17 protein-coding genes are annotated in these 20499 nt (G+C 61.4%); 7 read left to right on the top strand and 10 right to left on the bottom strand.

The window, feature by feature from the left end; genetic code table 11:
• Positions 1–9: 9 nt before the first annotated feature.
• The 7 genes from CRO59_RS16895 to CRO59_RS16925 form a co-directional block, all read right to left on the bottom strand.
• Positions 10–1158 (bottom strand): iron-containing alcohol dehydrogenase, encoded by a 1149-nt coding sequence (locus CRO59_RS16895; protein ID WP_097089150.1) that lies wholly within the window; start codon positions 1156–1158, stop codon positions 10–12.
• A gap of 221 nt (positions 1159–1379) precedes the next feature.
• Positions 1380–2204, bottom strand: a complete 825-nt coding sequence (locus CRO59_RS16900; RefSeq protein WP_041070101.1) for an ABC transporter permease — start codon at positions 2202–2204, stop codon at positions 1380–1382.
• 12 nt (positions 2205–2216) lie between these two features.
• Positions 2217–3464, bottom strand: coding sequence for an ABC transporter permease (locus tag CRO59_RS16905; protein WP_027610728.1), 1248 nt, complete (start codon positions 3462–3464; stop codon positions 2217–2219).
• A 258-nt stretch (positions 3465–3722) separates the two neighbouring features.
• Positions 3723–4766 carry an ABC transporter substrate-binding protein gene (locus CRO59_RS16910; protein WP_097089148.1) on the bottom strand — a complete coding sequence of 348 codons (1044 nt, stop codon included), beginning with the start codon at positions 4764–4766 and terminating at the stop codon, positions 3723–3725.
• A gap of 48 nt (positions 4767–4814) precedes the next feature.
• Positions 4815–5939: an ABC transporter ATP-binding protein gene (locus CRO59_RS16915; protein ID WP_097089146.1), complete on the bottom strand. Its 1125-nt coding sequence runs from the start codon at positions 5937–5939 to the stop codon at positions 4815–4817.
• A 351-nt stretch (positions 5940–6290) separates the two neighbouring features.
• On the bottom strand, positions 6291–6932 hold the full coding sequence (locus CRO59_RS16920; protein WP_177327384.1) for a response regulator transcription factor: 642 nt from the start codon (positions 6930–6932) through the stop codon (positions 6291–6293).
• A gap of 113 nt (positions 6933–7045) precedes the next feature.
• On the bottom strand, positions 7046–9442 hold the full coding sequence (locus tag CRO59_RS16925; RefSeq protein ID WP_097089144.1) for a PAS domain S-box protein: 2397 nt from the start codon (positions 9440–9442) through the stop codon (positions 7046–7048).
• 74 nt (positions 9443–9516) lie between these two features.
• On the opposite strand from CRO59_RS16925, the gene CRO59_RS16930 reads away from it, so the two are divergent.
• Entirely contained in the window at positions 9517–10506 is a 990-nt protein-coding gene (locus tag CRO59_RS16930) for an alpha/beta hydrolase family protein (protein WP_097089142.1), read from the top strand.
• A gap of 130 nt (positions 10507–10636) precedes the next feature.
• Here CRO59_RS16930 and CRO59_RS16935 read toward each other — a convergent pair whose 3' ends face one another.
• The 3 genes from CRO59_RS16935 to CRO59_RS16945 are packed head-to-tail and all read right to left on the bottom strand — an operon-like array spanning position 10637 to position 13093.
• Entirely contained in the window at positions 10637–11404 is a 768-nt protein-coding gene (locus tag CRO59_RS16935; RefSeq protein ID WP_097089141.1) for a TerB family tellurite resistance protein, read from the bottom strand.
• Between the two features lies 1 nt (position 11405).
• Positions 11406–12077, bottom strand: a complete 672-nt coding sequence (gene murU / locus CRO59_RS16940; protein ID WP_027610723.1) for an N-acetylmuramate alpha-1-phosphate uridylyltransferase MurU — start codon at positions 12075–12077, stop codon at positions 11406–11408.
• Positions 12074–13093: an aminoglycoside phosphotransferase family protein gene (locus CRO59_RS16945; RefSeq protein ID WP_097089139.1), complete on the bottom strand. Its 1020-nt coding sequence runs from the start codon at positions 13091–13093 to the stop codon at positions 12074–12076. The genes murU and CRO59_RS16945 overlap by 4 nt, the downstream gene beginning before the upstream one ends.
• Before the next feature lie 130 nt (positions 13094–13223).
• Between CRO59_RS16945 and CRO59_RS16950 the strand changes: the two genes are divergently transcribed.
• The 6 genes from CRO59_RS16950 to CRO59_RS16975 all read left to right on the top strand — a co-directional run bounded on the left by CRO59_RS16950 (position 13224) and on the right by CRO59_RS16975 (position 20496).
• A complete protein-coding gene (locus CRO59_RS16950) occupies positions 13224–16022 on the top strand; it encodes an LPS-assembly protein LptD (RefSeq protein ID WP_097089137.1) in 2799 nt (932 codons plus the stop codon).
• On the top strand, positions 16003–17319 hold the full coding sequence (gene surA, locus CRO59_RS16955; protein WP_097089135.1) for a peptidylprolyl isomerase SurA: 1317 nt from the start codon (positions 16003–16005) through the stop codon (positions 17317–17319). The genes CRO59_RS16950 and surA overlap by 20 nt, the downstream gene beginning before the upstream one ends.
• On the top strand, positions 17316–18305 hold the full coding sequence (gene pdxA, locus CRO59_RS16960) for a 4-hydroxythreonine-4-phosphate dehydrogenase PdxA (RefSeq protein ID WP_097089133.1): 990 nt from the start codon (positions 17316–17318) through the stop codon (positions 18303–18305). The genes surA and pdxA overlap by 4 nt, the downstream gene beginning before the upstream one ends.
• A complete protein-coding gene (gene rsmA, locus CRO59_RS16965) occupies positions 18302–19120 on the top strand; it encodes a 16S rRNA (adenine(1518)-N(6)/adenine(1519)-N(6))-dimethyltransferase RsmA (RefSeq protein WP_097089131.1) in 819 nt (272 codons plus the stop codon). Before pdxA ends, rsmA begins: the two co-directional genes overlap by 4 nt.
• Before the next feature lie 114 nt (positions 19121–19234).
• Positions 19235–19615 (top strand): Co2+/Mg2+ efflux protein ApaG, encoded by a 381-nt coding sequence (gene apaG, locus CRO59_RS16970; protein WP_027610717.1) that lies wholly within the window; start codon positions 19235–19237, stop codon positions 19613–19615.
• Positions 19615–20496: a symmetrical bis(5'-nucleosyl)-tetraphosphatase gene (locus CRO59_RS16975; protein WP_097089129.1), complete on the top strand. Its 882-nt coding sequence runs from the start codon at positions 19615–19617 to the stop codon at positions 20494–20496. The genes apaG and CRO59_RS16975 overlap by 1 nt, the downstream gene beginning before the upstream one ends.
• Positions 20497–20499 lie beyond the last annotated feature (3 nt).

Here is a 20499-nt window from a genome sequence, read left to right on the forward strand (position 1 = left end):
CCGCGATGATCAGTACGCCGCTCGGTAGATCTTCTCGATATCCGCAGCGCTGAGCTTGCGCGGGTTGTTGCGCATCAGACGCTCGATTCCCGCGGCCTCCACGGCCATGGCCGGGATCGCCTCCTCGGGTACACCGAAACTGCGCAGCCCGGCCGGAATTTCCACCGCAGCGCACAGGTCGGTCATCGCCTGCACGGCTTTGTCCGCCGCCTCGGTGACGCTCAGATGAGCCGTCTTCACCCCCATGGCCTCGGCGATATCCTGCATGCGCTCGACGCAGGCCATCTTGTTCCAGGTCATGACGTACGGCAGCAACAGGGCGTTACTGACGCCATGGGCGATGTTGAAGCGCCCGCCCAACGGATAGGCCAACGCATGCACCGCGCCGACTCCGGCATTGCCGAACGCCATCCCGGCCATCAGGCTGGCGGTGGCCATGTCCTCACGGGCCTGCAGATTGGCGCCATTGGCATAGGCCTTGGGCAGCGACCTGGCAATCAACCTGATTGCGCCGAGCGCCAGCGAATCGGTGATCGGCGAAGCGTTGACCGACAGATAGGATTCAATGGCATGCACCAGCGCATCGACGCCACTGGCGGCGGTGACGCTGCGCGGGCAGGTCAGGGTCATCTGCGGACTGACCAGCGCCACGTCCGGCAACAGATAATCGCTGACGATGCCTTTCTTCAGTTGCGCGACCTTGTCGGAGAGGATGGCGACGTTGGTCACTTCCGAGCCGGTGCCGGCGGTGGTCGGGATGGCGATCAGCGGCGGACCTTTGCGTGGCACCTGATCAACGCCGAACAGGTCTTCCAGCGCGCCGTGGTATCCGGCATACGCGGCGACACTCTTGGCGATGTCGATGGCACTGCCGCCGCCGAGACCGATCAAGCCGTCATGCCCGCCCTCGCGATAGACGCGCATGCAATCTTCGACGATGGCGATTTCCGGGTCCGGTAGCACCCGGTCAAAAATCTCGTACTCGCGCCCGCCCAATTGGCACAGCGCCAGCTCCACGGTGCCGGACTTGACCAGCGCGGCGTCGGTGACGATCAGCGGGTTGTCGATATCGAGGCGGGTGAGTTCGGCGGCCAGTTGCTCGATGGCCCCGGCGCCGGTGATCAGTTTGTGAGCGATTTTGAACTGGGACAGACTCATTGTGCGCAGCCTCTTATAGATGTGGGAGCTGAGCACAAGCGTAGCTGAGGGTTTGGGGTTGTCTGGTATTCACTCCATGAATGACTGAGTGGAAAGGGCTACATACCTCTGATGTGGGAGGGGGCTTGCTCCCGAAAGCGGTGTGTCAGTCGACATCTGCTTCAACTGATCCACCGCTTTCGGGAGCAAGCCCCCTCCCACAGTTTTGACCGGGTTCGTCCTCAGACTTGGGCGGTACGCAGTTTTTCGCTGCGGCCACGCAGCCATTCAAGGGTCAGCAGCAGGATCACCGAGAAAGCGATCAGCAAGGTTGCCGCCGCCGCAATCGTCGGGCTGAGGTTCTCGCGGATCCCGCTGAACATCTGCCGTGGCAGAGTCGCCTGCTCGGGGCCGGCGAGGAACAGCGTCACCACCACTTCATCGAACGAAGTGGCAAAGGCGAACAACGCCCCGGAAATCACCCCCGGCGCAATCAGCGGCAGGGTCACCCGACGGAACGTGGTCAATGGCGAAGCGCCAAGGCTGGCCGCCGCCCGCACCAGATTGTGGTTGAACCCCTGCAACGTCGCCGACACGGTGATGATCACGAACGGCACACCCAACACCGCGTGCACCACGATCAGCGAGAAGAAGCTATTGCCCAGTCCCAGCGGTGCGAAGAACAGATAACTCGCCACACCAATGATCACCACCGGCACCACCATCGGCGAAATCACCAGCGCCATCACCAGCGCCTTGCCGGGGAAGTCGCCACGGGTCAGGCCGATCGCGGCCAGGGTTCCGAAGACCATCGCCAGCACGGTCGCCGCGGGGGCGACGATGATGCTGTTCTTCAGCGAACGCATCCATTCCGCCGAGGCGAAGAAGTCCTGATACCAGTGCAGGGAAAAGCCCTGCAGCGGATACACCAGGAAACTGCCCGAGTTGAACGACAGCGGCACGATGACCAGTACCGGCAGAATCAGGAACAGCAGGATCAGGCCGCAGAGGATCCGCAAGCTGTAGAACCACACCCGTTCGATGGGCGACATGTAAGGACTCAGCATTTCAAATTCCCCTTAGCTCAGGCGCAGGCGACTGGCGCCCACCAGCCAGCTGTAGATCAGATAAAGCACCACGGTCGCCAGCAGCAACAAGCCGCCCAGCGCAGTGGCCATGCCCCAGTTGATGCTGGTGTTGGTGTAGAACGCGACGAAGTAGCTGACCATCTGATCGTTCGGGCTGCCGAGCAGCGCCGGGGTGATGTAGTAACCGATGGCGAGGATGAACACCAACAGGCAACCGGCACCGACGCCGGCATAAGTCTGCGGGAAATACACCCGCCAGAAACTGGCGAACGGATGGCAGCCCAGCGAGATGGCGGCGCGCATGTAGGTTGGCGAGATGCCTTTCATCACGCTGTAGATCGGCAGAATCATGAACGGCAGCAGGATGTGCACCATCGAGATGTAGACCCCGGTGCGGTTGAACACCAGCTCCAGCGGCTTATCGATGATGCCCATCGCCATCAGTGCGCTGTTGATCAGTCCACCCGATTGCAGCAACACGATCCACGCCGCGACCCGCACCAGAATCGAGGTCCAGAACGGCAGCAGCACCAGAATCATCAGCAGGTTGCTCTGCCGTGATGGCAGGTTCGCCAGCAGGTAGGCCAGTGGATAGGCGAGGAGCAGGCAGATCACGGTGATGATCAGGCCCATCCAGAACGTGCGGGCGAAGATGTCGAGGTAGATCGCCTGATCCGGGGTGGCCGGGGCCAGTTCGCCGAGATCATCGATACGGTGATCCACCGCCGCCAGCAAGTAGTAAGGCGTGATGCTGCTGGTGTTGCGTTTGACCGCTTGCCAATAGGCCGGATCGCCCCAACGCTCATCGAGCGCTTCGAGGGCTTCTTTATAGGAGGCCGGTTCGCTGGCGAAGGGCAGCGCCCGGGCGGTTTTGGTCAGCAGGCTGCGATAGCCGGCCAACTCCATGTTCAAGCGCTTGGACAGATCGCCCAGCGTCTGGTTTTTGCGGGCTTCGGCGAGGTCTTCGCCGGCCGCTTTGTACACCGGTTCAGCGGGCAGGCCACGGCCGTCCCAACTGGCGATGGCCGCCACGGTGCGCGGCATGCCGCCGACCACTTCCGGGTTGCCGACGCTTTTGTAGAGCAGCGCCACGATCGGCACCAGAAACACCAGCAACAGAAACAGCACCAGCGGCGCAATCAACGCCTGGGCCTTCCAGCGGTTGACCCGCTCGGCGCGCTTGAGCTTCTGCTTCAAGGTGGGGCTGGCGCCCTCGTTCAGGGGAACGGCGATGGCCATGACGTACTCCGCAAATCTTTGATCGTTACAGAGGTGGCGAACCACCTCTGTTGTGTTGAAACACCAAAACTCTCAGATGAGTTTTTGTGGCGAGGGGATTTATCCCCGATCGGCTGCGCAGCAGTCGTAAAACCTGAGAATCCGGTTTATCTGACACACCGAGCGGGTATGGCTCCGGGAGCTGCTTCGCAACCCATCGGGGATGAATCCCCTCACCACACAAGCTCCTTCGCCACAAAGTCTTCCTTCAGATTGTGGTTACTTCGCAGCCCAGGAATTGAAGCGCTGCTCCAGTTGCTCGCCGTTGTCAGCCCAGAAGCTGACGTCGATCTGCACCTGGTTGGCGATGTTTTCCGGGGTGGTTGGCATGTCTTTCAGCACGTCCTTGCTCAGCAGCGGTACGGCTTGGGTGTTGGCCGGGCCGTAGGCGATGTTTTCCGAGTAGGTCTTCTGTTGCTGCGGCTGAACCGAGTAGGCGATGAATTTCTTCGCCGCTTCGGCGCGCTTGGCGTCCAGACCTTTCGGGATGGCCCACGCATCGAAGTCGTAGATGCCGCCGTTCCACACCACTTTCAGGTTGGATTCTTTCTGCACGGCGGCGATGCGACCGTTGTAGGCCGAGCTCATGACCACGTCACCGGAAGCAAGGTATTGCGGTGGTTGCGCGCCGGCTTCCCACCACTGAATGCTCGGCTTGAGTTCATCGAGTTTCTTGAACGCGCGATCCTGTCCTCCCTTGCTCGCCAGCTCTTTGTAGACGTCTTTCGGTGCAACACCGTCGGCCATCAGCGCGAATTCCAGGGTGTACTTGGCGCCTTTGCGCAGGCCACGCTTGCCCGGGAATTTCTTGGTGTCCCAGAAATCGGCCCAACTGGTTGGCGCGGTTTTCAGCTTGTCGGCGTTGTACGCGAGCACGGTCGACCAGACGAAGAAGCCCACGCCGCACGGCTGAATTGCGCCTTTGACGTAATCCTCGGTTTTGCCGAACAGGGCCGGGTCGAGCTGTTCGAACATGTCTTCATCGCAACCACGGGACAGCTCTGGCGATTCGACTTCCACCAGATCCCACGACACGCTCTTGGTGTCGACCATGGCTTTGACCTTGGCCATTTCGCCGTTGTACTCACCGGCAACGATCTTGCCGTTGCCCGCCGCTTCCCACGGTGCGTAGAAGGCTTTGACTTGCGCCGCCTTGTTCGCCCCGCCAAACGACACCACGGTCAAGTCCGGGCCGGCGGCCATTGCGCCGGTCGCACCCATCAGGCCCAGAGTCAGGGCGGTGAACTTCAGGGATCTCAACATTTATTGTTCTCTCCACGTGCAGGGTTGGTGTTGGTATTGCCGGGGCGCTTAGTGCACCTCTAGAAGAGGATCAAGCGCGCGAACGTGCTCGACCTGCCAGCCAAGCGGAACCACGTCGCCGACCGCGAGCGCTGGATCGAGCTCGGCAATCGGCTGTTTCACGAAGAAGTCGGTCTTGCCGCAGACTTCCAGGCGCACCCGGACGTGGTCGCCCAGATAGATGAATTCCGCCACCCTCCCTGAGAAGCGGTTGACGCATTGGTCGCTCGAACCGTTGAGGCTGACGCGCTCCGGGCGGATCGACAGGGTCACCGGTTCGCCGGTCTGGCCGACGTTGACCGCCAGTGCCTCGACCTTCTCGCCGCGACCCAACTCGACCACGCAACGCTCGCCGCTCTGGCTGAGCAGACGGCCGTTGAGACGGTTGTTCTCGCCGATGAAGTTGGCGACGAAGGTGTTTTTCGGCTCTTCGTAGAGCGTGCGCGGTGGCGCGATCTGCTGGATCTCGCCCTGATGAAACACGGCGACGCGGTCAGACATGGTCAGGGCTTCACCCTGGTCGTGGGTCACGTAGACCACGGTCACGCCGAGACGCTGGTGCAGGTGCTTGATCTCCATCTGCATGTGTTCGCGCAGTTGCTTGTCGAGTGCGCCCAGCGGTTCGTCCATCAGCACCAGTTGCGGTTCGAACACCAGCGCCCGGGCCAGCGCCACACGCTGTTGCTGACCGCCGGAGAGTTGTGCCGGATAGCGCGAAGCGAACGCGTCGAGCTGGACCATGCTCAGGACCTTCTTGACCTTGTCGCTGACGTCGCTCTTGTTCAGGCCACGTACGGTCAGCGGGAAGGCCAGATTCTCGGCCACGGTCATGTGCGGGAACAGCGCGTAGTTCTGGAACACCATGCCGATGTCGCGCTTGTGCGGCGGCACGTTGTTGATTGCACGGCCGGCCAGGAGGATTTCGCCGGCGGTCGGGGTTTCGAACCCGGCGAGCATCATCAGGCTGGTGGTCTTGCCCGAGCCGGACGGTCCGAGCAGAGTCAGGAACTCGCCTTTGCGAATGTCCAGGTTGAGGTCTTTGACGATCAGGTTCTCGCCGTCGTAGCTCTTCTGCACTCCACGAAAGCTGACCAGCACGTCACTGGCCCCTGCGTTTGAATCGACCTGGCTCATACCCACACCTTTGTTATTGGTAACTGCTGTGGATTAAGCCTAGTGGCTGGCGCCAGCCACGCAAATCGGGGCGCAGGAGAGAATCGCCTCAGCCGGATGGAAGGTTGGGGGTAGGGATTGCCCTACAAGGATGGCGCGTTTTGGCAAGCGAGCGACGAGCGCCATGCTGCGAGCCGCAAGAACAGGCAAAAGCGCCTGTCGCTAATGGATATGCCCGCAATGGCAGGCCAGATTGAGATTCCCTGTGGGAGCGGGCTTGCTCGCGAATGCGGTGTGTCAGTCAATGAATGAGTGGATGACCCACCGCATTCGCGAGCAAGCCCGCTCCCACAATTTTGATTGCGGTAATCTTTAGAGGAGTTTGTGTTCCATCGCGTATTTCACCAGTTCGGCCAGCGAGGTGATATTGAGCTTCTGCATCAGTCGCGCCTTGTGGGTGCTGATGGTCTTGCTGCTCAGCGCCAGTTGCTGGGCGATGTCGTTGACGTTGGCGCCTTGGGCCAGGCGCTCGAACACCGAGAACTCACGCTCGGACAGCAGCGAATGCAACGGACGCGTGTCGGTCAGGCCGACTTCGAAGACCATGCGGTCGGCCAGTTCCGGGTCGATGTAGCGCCCGCCGGCCGCCACTTTGCGAATCGCCGTCAGCAATAGCGCCGGATCGCTGTCCTTGGTCGCGTAGCCCGCGGCGCCGACCTTCAGCGCACGGGCGGCCATTTGGGCCTCGTCGTGCATCGACAGCACCAGAATCGCCGGTGGATTGTTCAGCGCGCGAATCCGCGGAATCGCCTCCAACCCATTGACGCCAGGCATCGAGATGTCCAGCAACACCACTTCACACGGCACGCTGCGTAGGGTTTCGAGGAGCTGCTCGCCATTGCTCGCCTCCCCCACCACTTGCAGGTCCTTGGCCAGGCCGATCAATTGCTTGATGCCTTCACGGACGATGGTGTGGTCTTCGGCTACCAATACACGGATCACGTTCTTCTCCATTATTCTTATTCAGCGCCAAGGTCATTCGCGAGCAGGCTCGCTCCCACAGGGAAGTGCATTCCAATGTGGGAGCGAGCCTGCTCGCGATAGCGTCAGCTCAAACACCACAACCTTCAAACCTCATTCACCGGCACCCACACATTCAGACTGGTGCCCTCCCCCGGCTCACTCTCAAGCAACAAGCGTCCGCCCATGATCAGCACCCGCTCGCGCATACCGACCAAACCAAAGGACGTCGGCCGATCCGCCGCAGCGACAAAGCCTACGCCATCGTCGCTGACCGTCAGACACAACTCGTCGCCTTCCAGCGCCAGTGTCAGCTCCACAGTATGCGCCTGAGCATGGCGCATGACGTTGGTCAGCGCCTCCTGCAGGATGCGGAACAGCCCGATCGCCTTGGCATCGCTGAGCGCCGGCAGATTGTCCGGCACCTGCACCAGACACGGAATCTGCGTACGCGCCTCGAAGCGCCGCGCCTGCCACTCGATCGCTGAAGCAATCCCGGCATCGAGAATCGGCGGGCGCAACGCCGTCGCCACATCACGCACCAGCTGGAACAACTGGGCGATCAGGCGTTTCATGCTGTTCAAGCGCTCGTGCAGCCCCGGGTCGAGCTGCGCATAGGCCAGTTCGCACATCGATGTTTCCAGCTTCAGCACCGTGAGCATCTGCCCCAGCTCATCGTGCACTTCTCGGGCGATGCGTGCCTTTTCTTCTTCGCGCACGCTTTCCAGGTGCGCCGACAATTCGCGCAGTTGCTCGCGGGAGGCGGCCAGCTCCAGCTCGATACGTTTGCTTTCGCTGATGTCCCAGACGATGCCGTCCCAGACATAGGCGCCATCCTCCAGCTGTCGGGTGATTGCCTTGATCTCGGCCCAGCGCTGCTCGCCCTGACGGGTGAGGATGCGACCCTGCCACGACCAGTCACTGTCAGTGTCCAGCGCTTGATCCTGAGTCTGGTGGTAACTGGCCCTGTCGTCCGGGTGCACCAGACTGCGCAAGCCCATGTCGCGATGGGCGATGGCGGCTGGCGCGTAGCCGACCAGACTCTCGCTGCCCTCGCTGATGTAGGCGAAATCGATCTGCCCGGTCACCGGCGCCCGCTCCAGGCGAAACACCAGCCCCGGTACGTTGGCGGCGATGCCTTGCAGGCGCGCTTCACTTTCCTGCAACGCGGCCAGGGCGCGGCGACGCTCAGTGACGTCGGTGAGATAAACCACCAGATACTCGCTGTCGCGAAAACGCAGAAAACTCAGCGAGACGTCCGCCGGCAGGATGCTGCCATCGGCGCGCACGCAACTGGTTTCAAAACTCAGCGGCCCTTCTTCACTGGCCCGCGCGCGTTTCCACAGGTTGAGCCAGCGATCCATGTGCAGGCCGGGTTCGAAGTCGATCAGCGGCCGTTCGATCAGCGCGCCCTGTGGATAACCGAGCATGTGTTCCGCCGCGCGGTTGGCGTAGCGCACATGGCTGTCCCAGTTGACCCAGAGAATGCCGACGGTGCTTTGATCGATGGAAAACTGGGTCAGGCGCAAGGCTTCTTCGCTGGCCGCGCGCAGGGCGATGTCTTCACGTGCAGCCAGCAGACGCTGTTCGAGGCTGTGTTGCTGGCGTCGTTGCCAGACCACGATGGCCAGGCAACTGAGCAACAACACCGCAAACAACAGGCTGAGGTTCTGCCAGAACCCCGGCGATTCCGTCAGCCGTGGGTACTTGGGTTGCAGCCATTGGTTGTGCAGGCGCTCCAGATCCTTGGCCGGGATCGCTCGCAAGGCGCTTTCGATGATCCCGGCCAATTGCGGCCAGTCGCGCCGCGTGGCAACCCGCAACAGCTGCGGCAAGCCGATATCGCCGACCACCACCAACCCGGCGAACTCAGGTTCGGCGGACAAACGCCCGAGTTGCGCTTCATCTATCACGGCGTAGGACGCTTGTTGAGTCAACAACAGTTGCAGCGCCTGACGCTCCAGCGGCACGCCTTGCAGATTCAGGTGCGGATAATTGCTGCGCAAATAATCGGCGGTGACGCTGGGCATGCGCACCGCGACGCGGGACAGGCTGTCGAGCTTTTCCAGCTCGACCACGCCGCCGCTCTTCTGGTCGCTGACCACCAGTTGCGGCACACGCATGTAAGGATCGGAAAACAGCCACAGGCGCAGCGCACCCGGGGTCTGGGTCAGGCCCGGGGCGATGTCGATTTCACCTTCGCGGGCGGCGTCTTCCAGTTGCGCCAGGTCCTGAAAATTGCGCCAGCTCAGCTCGACGTTCAGGGTTTTGGCCAGCGCCTTCATCAATTCGACATTGGCCCCGGACAGTCGCTGCAAGCGCCGGTCGTATTGCGCGTACGGCGCCTGCAATACCAGGCCAACACGCAGCTCACGGTGCTGCGCCAGCCATTGCTGCTCGCCGGGCGTCAACAGCGCTGCATGCGCCGCCGGCGCAGACGCCGCCCAGCCCATCAAGGGAAAACACAACCAGCCGATAACCCACAGGCAGCAAAAACGCATCATTGAAGTCTCTTGCACTGACAAATTCTGACCAACCCATTAGGCTGCCGGGATACTTTTCTGGCCTGGAATAACCGATGCCCTCTGTCTACCGCCTGGCAATGCCAGCATTGTGCCTGTCGCTGATCCTGCCTTGTGCGTTTTCCGTCGAAGCCGCCGATCCGGCGCCCGCCTCCACCGCCGAGCAACCGGCCGCCGAAAAACCGGCCGAACGCCAGCCACTGCTTGAGCGTAGTCAGGAAGAAGCCGCAGCACTGGAACGCAAAGTCCCGGCACAAGAACAGCAGCAATTGCAGGCCGGCGCCGATACTTTCCTCGCCCTGTGGAAACCGGCCAACACTGCCGAGCCCAAAGGTGCGGTGATTATCGTCCCCGGCGCCGGCGAAACCGCTGACTGGCCGCAAGTGATCGGCCCACTGCGCAGCAAATTGCCCGATGTCGAGTGGAGCAGCCTGAGTATCACCCTGCCGGATCTGCAAAGCGATGTCATCGCACCGCGGGTGATTGCGCCCGCCGCCGCGCCGAAAGCCCCGGAAACTGGCAGCAAGGATTCCACCACTGCGCAACCGATCGAACAGGCGGCGGGCGGTGAAGCGGAAGTGGCGGATCAGGTGGTTGCCGAAACGACTGAAGAACAATCCAAGGCGGATGCCGAACGGATCTTTGCGCGGATCGATGCGGCGATCGCCTACGCCGAGCAGCAAAGCGCACGCCGGGTCGTGGTCCTCGGTCACGGCACGGGCGCGTACTGGGCGGCGCGTTTCCTCAGCGAGCGGCAGAGTTCGCAGGTCGAGAAACTGGTGATGGTCGATGCGCAAACGCCGAGCAAGGCCAAGCCGCAACTGGCCGAGCTGACGCCGACCCTGAAGTTGCCGACCGCCGACATTTTCTACATGGACAAGGCGCTGGATCGCAACGCGGCGCAGGAACGCATGCAGGCCAGCAAGCGCTTGAAGACTTCGACCTTCAGCCAGGTGGCGCTCAAGGCGTTACCGGATAAAAAGGCTGAGCAGGAACAGCTGTTCCGGCGGGTGCGTGGCTGGTTGAATCCGCAGAAGACGGACTGATAAACCGAGTCGCCCCATTCGCGAGCAGGCTCGCTCCCACATTTGAATGCATTCCATCTGTAGGAATGCGATCAGTATGGGAGCGTGCCTGCTCGCGAAGAGGCCCTCATCAACAACTAACCTCTAACGATCAGCGAAAATCCCGCCGCGCCCGAATCAGGGTAAACGCGTTGTGCAGCTCGCGGGTTTTCTCGGTCGCGTCACGCACCTGCTCCGGCGTCGCGCCGCTGCCGGCGATCTTGTCCGGGTGATGACGACTGAGCAGCCGGCGATAGGCGCGCTTGATCTGCGCCGGCTCGCTGGTCGCCGACACCCCGAGCAGGCGCATCGCTTCCTGATAACTCACCGCGGCACTGACAATCGGCCGTTTATTGGGCTCGTAATCATTGGCCAGCGCCTGAATCTGGTGGGTTGTCCAACCCAGCCACTTGCCCCACTGCGCCAACAATTCACGCTCACTGACGCCCGCACGACCGTCGGCCCAGACCATCCGCCAGCAGGCGCGCAACACGCCCTCGGCGGCGTGTGGCTGAGCACTCAGGCGGCGCAGATAACCGCGCAGGCGGTCGCCGCCGGCCTTGCCGCGATTGAACGCAGCAATCGCCCGTCGCCGTGCCGGTTCGCTCATTTCCAGGGAGTTCATTTCATTGCGCGCCTGCTGGATATGGCCGTCCGTCACTCGCCCGTCACTCTTGGCCAGACGCCCGAGCAACACGAACAGCAATTCGTCGTTGCGCAACATCGGCCGTCCGCCGAGTTTTTCCCGCAAGTGCCCCCAGCTTTGCAGGTGCAGGCGCCGATCCAGCGCCTGTCCCAACAATGCCCCAAGCATGGCCCCCGGAATGCTGGCAATCGCAAAACCCGCTCCGGCTCCAATCAGAGTCCCTGGCCACAACATATCAACGACTCGCTTCTATCAATGCTTCAGCTTCGGCCAGACGCTCATGCGTACCGACATCCACCCAGTGACCTTTCAGACGCTCACCGCTGACCTGTCCGTCAGCCATGGCTTTGCGCAGCAGTGGTGCGAGCTTGAATGCGCCGTCCGCGCAGCCATCGAACAACTGCGGATGGAGCACGGCGATGCCGCTGTAGGTCAGGGTTTGCGCGCCTTGCTGACCATCCTGTACCCGGCCGTCAGTCAGGGTGAAATCGCCCGTCGGATGATGAGCCGGGTTGTCCGCCAGTACGAGATGCGCCAAACCGTTGATCGGTTGATGCAGCACGCTGAAGTCGTAATCGGTCCAGATATCGCCGTTGACCACCAGGAACGCATCGTCACCGAGTAACGGCAAGGCGCGGAAAATGCCGCCGCCGGTTTCCAGCGGCTCACCTTCCGGCGAGTACTGGATGCTCACACCGAACTGCGAACCGTCGCCCAGGTAATCTTCGATCTGCTGACCGAGCCAGGCATGGTTGATCACGATCTCGCTGAAACCAGCCGCCGCCAGCGCGCGCAGGTGATATTCGATCAACGGCACGCCGCCGGCACGCACCAGCGGCTTGGGGGTGGTCAGGGTCAGCGGGCGCATGCGCTCGCCCTTGCCTGCCGCCAGAATCATCGCCTTCATGCAGTCGCTCCGCCACGCAGACTGGCGAGCAACGCCTGCAGATCCGCCAGTTCAGGACGACGCGCAAGCACCGCTTCTATATAGGCGAAGAAACGCGGCACGTCGGCCAGGTAGCGCGGCTTGCCATCGCGATGGCAGATGCGGGCGAAGATGCCGATGACTTTCAGGTGGCGTTGTACGCCCATCAGGTCGCTGGCACGCAGGAAGTCTTCGAAATCCGCTTGCACCGGGATGTCCAGCGCCGAGGCTTGCTGCCAGTAGCTTTCCAGCCAGCCACGCACGCGCTCTTCAGGCCAACTGAGGAAGGCGTCCTTGAACAGGCAGGTCACGTCGTAGGTGACCGGGCCGTAGACCGCATCCTGAAAGTCCAGTACGCCGGGATTTGGCTCGCTGAGCATCAGGTTGCGCGGCATGTAGTCGCGGTGCACCAGCACTTTCGGCTGGGCCAGGGCGCTGTCGATCAGCAGATCGCTGACGGCTTGCCATTGTTGCTGCTGTGCCGCGTCGAACTCGATGCCGAGTTCGCGCTTCACGTACCACTCGGGGAACAGCTCCAGCTCACGGCGCAACAGTGCCACGTCGTAACTCGGCAGCGGTGCGACCATCGGCAATTGCTGAAAAGCCAACAGCGCCTGCAGGGCATCGCTGAACAAAGCGTCGGCATTTTCGCTGTCGATTACGTCCAGATAGGTCTTGTTGCCCAGATCATTGAGCAAAAGAAATCCGCGTTCGAGGTCTTCTGCATAAATTTTCGGCACGTTAATTCCGGATTTCGCCAGCAAAAAGGCGATATCCACGAACGGTTTGCAGTTTTCCTGGGGCGGTGGCGCGTCCATCACGACGAAACTGCGACCCGCGCCTTCCCAGCGGAAATACCGGCGGAAACTCGCGTCGCTGCTGGCCGCGGTCAACGTGGCCGGGGGCACGGCGCCCCAGCCCTGATCTGCAAACAGGATTGCCAACTGCTCATCGAGCCAAACTTTCAGGTGTTGCAAGCGTACATCTTGGTCAGGCATTGCAAGGGTCTCCGACGGCGCTAGCCGTCAAGCGGGTCATGCTTTATTATCCAGCATCTTTTTCAGACCATCGAGAGGCGTGCGGCCCACACCGCGGGCAGATGGCACGCAGGAAGCCCGGACTAATAAGATGGCATTGAAATCCCCCGCGTTTCGTAAAAAATTTCCGTTGTTGGTAACCGGCAGTCTGCTGGCTATGCAACCTCTGGCCAGTCAATTCGTTGTTGCCGCCGAGCAGTATGACTGCGCCGTCTCGGCAACGGGTGGCTGGGCGTGTGCGCCCAAGACGCCGGCAGCTGCATTGCCGCCGCGTCCGGTGCATGACGGCAGCGCTGTCAGCGCCGCCGGCGAAGCCCCGACCCAGAACGGTTCCACATCCGACACCGGCGCCAAGCCTGTGCTGGTCACCGAAGCCAAAGGCCGCGGCCTGAAATCCCGTAGCGAAGACTACAGTCACCTCGACTGGGTTCCGCGCGAGAAGCTCACCGCCGCCCAATTGGCCGAGACCGGTCCTTACTGCTCTGGTTCCTATATCGAACCGATTCGTCCTGGCATGAATGACAAGACGAATAAAAGTGACGCACCGACCTTTATCGGCGCCAAAGCCTCGCGCTACAACACCGAAGATCAGGTGGGTACGCTGGCCGGCGACGTGGTCCTGCGTCAGGGCAGCATGCAGGTCGAGTCCGACGAGGCCAGCCTGTATCAGGCCGAGAGCCGCGCCGAACTCAACGGCGACGTGCGCATCCGCGACAACGGCGCACTGATCGTCGGCGACCACGCCGATGTGCAGCTCGACACCGGTGAAGCCAAGGTCGACAACGCCGAATACGTGATGCACAAATCGCGCATCCGCGGTAACGCGCTGTACGCCAAGCGTGCCGAGAACGCGATCATCCGCTTGAAGGACGGCACCTACACCACGTGCGAACCGAACAGCAACGCCTGGCAGCTCAAGGGCAACAACATCACCCTGAACCCTGCCACCGGCTTCGGTACCGCGACCAACGTGACACTGCGGGTCAAGGACATTCCGATCCTGTACACGCCGTACATCTACTTCCCGATCGACGATCGTCGTCAATCGGGCTTCCTGCCGCCGACCATCGGCACCGGCAGCGATACCGGCTTCATGCTGGTGACCCCGTACTACTTCAACCTGGCGCCGAACTACGATGCCACGTTGTACCCGCGTTACATGAGCAAGCGCGGCATGCTGGTCGAAGGCGAGTTCCGTTACCTGACCAAGTCCAGCGAAGGCCAGTTTGGTGCGGCGTATCTGAACGACGAAGATACCGATCGCAGCAAGCAGTCCGATTACGAAAAAAATCGCTACATGTACAACTGGCAGCACAAGGGCGGTCTCGACTCCCGTGTGATGACTCAGGTCGACTACACCAAGATCAGCGATCCGTACTACTTCCAGGACCTGACCACTGATCAGATCGGTGTGAAGAGCCAGGACTTCGTGAATCAGCAAGGTTCGGTGACCTATCGTGGCGACAGCTACACCGCTCGCCTGAATGCGCAGCAGTACCAATTGGCAACCGTTTCGAACATCACGCCTTACGGCCGTCTGCCGCAGATCACTTTTAACGGGCAACTGCCGTATCATCCGGAAGGTTTGAACTTCGATTACGAGACCGAGATTGTTCGGTTCGATCGTGATCTGCAAAACGGCAACTTTACCAATGAAGACGGCACCATCTCGCCTCGCCTGGATACAAACGTTCAGGGCCTGGCGCGCGCCAACGGCGATCGTCTGAACCTGAAGCCGGGCGTCAGCCTGCCGATGAACTGGACATATGGTTTCCTGAAGCCATCGCTCAAGTACCAGTACACCCAGTATCAACTGGATCTGGATGGCACTGGCAAATCGCAGATTGCTGCAATGTCGCCGGAAAACCAGAAGCTCAATGGCAAGTTCGACAGCAACCAGAACCGTGGCGTACCGATCGCCAGCGTCGACAGCGGTCTGTACTTCGACCGCAACACGTCGTACTTCGGCAAGAACTATCGCCAGACCCTGGAACCGCGGCTGTTCTACCTGTATGTACCCAAGGTTGATCAGGAAGACATTCCGGTATTCGACACCAGTGAATACACCTTCAACTACGCGTCGCTGTTCCGTGACAACCGCTTCTCAGGCTCCGACCGTGTCGGCGACGAGAACAAGCTGTCGCTGGGCGTGACCAGCCGCTGGATCGAAGACGACGGTTTCGAGCGCCAGCGTATCAGCGTCGGTCAGGCCTACTACTTCAAGGATCGTGAAGTACAACTGCCAGGCATCGCGTTCAAGGATCGCAAGGACGCCCAGTCCGACGTATCGCCATACGCGCTGGAATACGAATACCGCTGGAACCGCGATTGGCGCACCACTGCCGACTACAACTGGGATCCGGACAGCCGCAGCCCTCGTTCCGGCAGCGCGATGTTCCATTACCAGCCTGAAGACAACCCGAACAAGGTGGTCAACGTCGGTTATCGCTATCGCAACGACCAGGTTCGTTACGATCAGAACACCGGTAAATGGTCGGTGGGTGGTGGCGACTACGGCACGCCTGGTCAGCCTGGCTACGTGAAGGACTACTACAAGATCCAGCAGCATGACTTCTCGGTCATCTGGCCGATCGTTCCGCAGTGGAGCGCGATCAGCCGCTGGCAGTACGACTACAACCGCAACCGTACGCTGGAAGCCTTCGGTGGTTTCGAATACGACAACTGCTGCTGGAAACTGCGCCTGATCAACCGTTACTGGGTTTCCTACGACGAATTCAGTCAGGAAGCTCCGCAAAACGAAAAAGGCGACCACGGCGTCTTCCTCCAAATTGTTCTGAAGGGACTCGGCGGCCTGACTGGCGCCAAGGTAGAGAGCTTCCTCGACAAAGGCATCCAAGGTTATCGTCAACGTGAAGACCAAGCTTTCTGATTCTCTGCGCCCGCTGCTGCTGGGCGCGCTGTTCCTGGGTACTGCGGCCAACGCCGCAGTACAGTCCATCGATAAAGTGGTCGCGATCGTTGATAACGACGTGGTCATGCAGAGCCAACTGGACCAGCGCGTCCACGAAGTTCAGCAGACCATCGCCAAACGTGGCGGCGGCATGCCGCCTCCAAGCGTGCTGGATCAGCAGGTGCTCGAGCGCCTGATCGTCGAAAACCTGCAACTGCAGATCGGCGAGCGTTCCGGGATCCGCATTACCGATGAAGAACTGAACCAGGCTGTTGGCACTATCGCTCAGCGTAACAACATGACTGTGGATCAATTCCGCGCGGCTCTGGCTCACGATGGCCTGTCCTACGACGACGCCCGTGACCAGATCAAGCGCGAAATGATCATCAGCCGTGTGCGTCAGCGCCGTGTGGCAGAGCGCATCCAGGTCTCCGAGCAGGAAGTGAAGAACTTCCTCGCCTCCGACCTGGGCAAGATGCAACTGTCCGAAGAGCTGCACCTGGCCAACATCCTGATTCCTACGCCGGAAAGCGCCAATTCTGAAGCGATTCAGAGCGCTTACCGTCAGGCAATGGACGTTTACCAGCAGCTCAAGAAAGGTGCTGACTTCGGTCAGATGGCCGTTGCCAAATCCGGCAGCGACAACGCCCTGGAAGGCGGCGACATGGGCTGGCGTAAAGCTGCGCAACTGCCACCGCCGTTCGATCGTGAGCTGAGCAGCATGGCCGTTGGCGACATCACTCAGCCTGCACGTACCCCGGGTGGTTTCATCATCCTCAAGTTGCTGGCCAAACGTGGTGGCGAAGCGCAGATGCGTGATGAGGTGCATGTGCGCCACATCCTGGTCAAGCCAAGCCCGATCCGTGACGAAGCCAAGACCAAGGCCCTGGTGCAGTCGCTGTACGAGCGCATCCTGGCCGGTGAAGACTTCGCTGAACTGGCGAAGAACTACTCCGAAGACCCGGGTTCGGCGCTCAACGGTGGCGACCTGAACTGGATCGACCCGAACGCACTGGTACCGGAATTCCGCGAAGTGATGGCCAAGACCCCACAAGGTCAGCTGTCCAAGCCGTTCCAGACTCAGTACGGCTGGCACGTACTGGAAGTCCTTGGCCGCCGCGCCACCGACAGCACCGAGCAGGCTCGCGAGCAACAAGCAATGACCGTTCTGCGTAACAAAAAATACGATGAAGAGCTGCAAAACTGGCTGCGTCAGATTCGTGAAGAAGCCTACGTAGAAATCAAACTCCCTGGTGCAGACCAGGCAGCGCAGTGAAACCCAAGCGTTTCGCGCTGACACCCGGCGAACCAGCCGGCATCGGTCCCGACCTGTGCCTGCTGCTCGCCTCGCAAGCCCAGCCACACCCCCTGATTGCCATCACCAGCCGCGACCTGCTCACCGAGCGGGCCGCGCAGCTGGGGCTGGCCGTCTCTTTGCTGGAGGTGGCACCCGGCCAATGGCCGGATATGCCGGCACCCGCCGGCAGCCTGTACGTCTGGGAGACCCCGCTCAGCGCACCCGTGGTTGCCGGGCAACTGGACAAGGCTAACGCTGCCTTCGTTCTGGAAACGCTGACCCGTGCCGGCAACGGCTGCCTGAACGGCGACTTCGCCGGGATGATCACCGCCCCTGTACACAAGGGCGTGATCAACGAATCCGGCATCCCGTTCTCCGGACACACGGAATTTCTCGCCGACCTGACTCATACCGCCCAAGTGGTCATGATGCTCGCCACCCGCGGCTTGCGCGTGGCACTGGTCACCACCCACCTGCCGTTGCGCGAGATCGCCGATGCGATCACGCCGGAACGGCTGGAGCGGGTCACGCGGATTCTGCACGCCGACCTGCAAGACAAATTCGGCATCGCCCGGCCACGCATCCTGGTCTGCGGACTCAACCCGCACGCCGGTGAAGGCGGACACCTGGGCCATGAAGAAATCGACATCATCGAACCTACCTTAGAGCGCCTGCGCGGCGAGGGCATGGACCTTCGTGGCCCGCTGCCTGCCGACACTCTGTTTACCCCCAAATATCTGGAGCACTGCGACGCAGTGCTGGCGATGTACCACGACCAGGGCCTGCCCGTGCTGAAGTACAAAGGCTTCGGCGCCGCAGTCAACATTACCCTTGGCCTGCCGATCATCCGCACCTCGGTCGATCACGGCACCGCCCTGGATCTGGCCGGCAGCGGCAAGATCGACAGCGGCAGCCTGCAGGTCGCGCTGGAAACCGCCTACCAGATGGCCGAGACCCGTTTATGACCGAGCAATACCAACACAAGGCGCGCAAACGCTTTGGCCAGAACTTCCTGCACGACGCCGGCGTCATCGACCGCATCCTGCGCTCCATCAGTGCCAAATCCGGCGACCGCATGCTGGAAATCGGCCCGGGGCAAGGCGCGCTGACCGCTGGCCTGCTCAACTCCGGTGCGCAGCTCGACGTGGTGGAACTGGACAAGGACCTGATCCCGATCCTCAACCAGCAGTTTGCCGGCAAGAGCAACTTCAACCTGCATCAGGGCGATGCGCTGAAGTTCGACTTCAACACACTGAACGCCGCACCGAACAGCCTGCGCGTGGTCGGCAACCTGCCGTACAACATCTCGACGCCGCTGATTTTCCACCTGCTGAACAACGCCGGCATCATTCGCGACATGCACTTCATGCTGCAGAAGGAAGTGGTCGAGCGTCTGGCGGCTGGCCCGGGTGGCGGCGACTGGGGTCGCCTGTCGATTATGGTTCAGTACCATTGCCGTGTGGAACACCTGTTCAACGTCGGCCCGGGCGCGTTCAACCCGCCGCCGAAGGTCGACTCGGCCATCGTCCGTCTGGTGCCGCACGCGGTACTGCCGCATCCGGCCAAGGATCATCGCCTGCTCGAGCGTGTGGTGCGCGAAGCCTTCAACCAGCGTCGCAAGACCCTGCGCAACACCCTCAAGCAATTGATGACCGCTGCCGAGATCGAAGCCGCCAGTGTCGATGGCAGCCTGCGCCCCGAGCAACTGGACCTGGCCGCATTCGTGCGCCTGGCCGACAAGCTCGCCGAGCAGGTTCCTGCCGCCCCCGCCGCCGACTGACCGGCGATGAACGCTATCGGGCAGGCCGCCACTCTGGTTTACTGCCCGATACTTGCCTAGACTGATTCCCCATCAGCTACGCCTCGCGTTCCGCTTTGCTTAAGGCCCTTTTGCATGTCCGATTCTCGTTATCAGGTCGACGTCAGTGTCGTTACCCGCTACCTGGCAGAACAATCGCAACCCGAGCACAACCGCTTCGCCTTCGCCTACACCATCACCGTGCAGAACAATGGCGAGCGCCCTGCCCAGCTGATGTCACGACATTGGGTGATTACCGACGGTGACGGGCATGTCGAAGAGGTTCGCGGCGCTGGCGTCGTCGGCCAGCAACCGCTGATCGAGGCTGGCAAAAGCCACACCTACAGCAGCGGCACGGTGATGACCACCAAGGTCGGCACCATGGAGGGCACTTACGAAATGGTCGCCGATGACGGCAAGCATTTCGACGCGATCATCAAACCTTTCCGCCTCGCCGTCCCCGGAGCCCTGCACTGATGACGACGTACGCCGTCGGCGACCTGCAAGGCTGCCTCGAACCGCTCAAATGTCTGCTCAAGCAAGTGGCTTTCGACCCGAAGCTCGATCGGCTGTGGCTGGTCGGCGACCTGGTCAACCGCGGCCCGCAATCGCTGGAGACCCTGCGTTTTCTCTACGGCATGCGCGATTCGCTGGTTTGCGTACTGGGTAACCATGACCTGCACCTGCTCGCTGCGGCCAACAACATTGAGCGCCTGAAGAAGTCCGATACCCTGCGCGAGATCATTGAAGCCCCCGACGCAGCCGATCTGCTCGAGTGGCTGCGCCAGCAGAAACTCATGCACTACGACGAACAACGCGAAGTAGCCATGGTGCACGCAGGCATCCCACCGCAGTGGTCCTTGCGCAAGGCCCTGAAGTACGCGGCCGAGGCCGAAGCGGCACTGCGTGACGACAACCTGTTTCCGCTGTATCTCGATGGCATGTACGGCAATGAGCCGGCGAAGTGGGACAGCGAGCTCACGGGCGTGACCCGCCTGCGCGTCATCACCAACTATTTCACCCGCATGCGCTTCTGCACCGCCGAGGGCAAGCTCGACCTCAAGAGCAAGGAAGGTCTCGACACTGCCCCGCCCGGCTATAAGCCATGGTTCCAGCACAAAGAGCGCAAGACCCGCGGTCTGCGCATCATTTTCGGCCACTGGGCCGCGCTGGAAGGCGATGTCCGTGAACCGGGCATCTCGGCACTGGACACCGGTTGTGTCTGGGGCGGCAGCCTGACCCTGATGAACGTCGACAGCGGCGAGCGCGTGTCATGCAAATGCGATGAACACGGCGGGCTTGCGCCATCAGTCGCACCACTTATCCGCGAAACTCCGCCAGTCAGCGCCCCGCGTTAGACT

The sequence above is a fragment of the Pseudomonas sp. LAMO17WK12:I5 genome (assembly GCF_900215165.1).
Classification (GTDB): Bacteria; Pseudomonadota; Gammaproteobacteria; order Pseudomonadales; family Pseudomonadaceae; genus Aquipseudomonas; species Aquipseudomonas putida_A.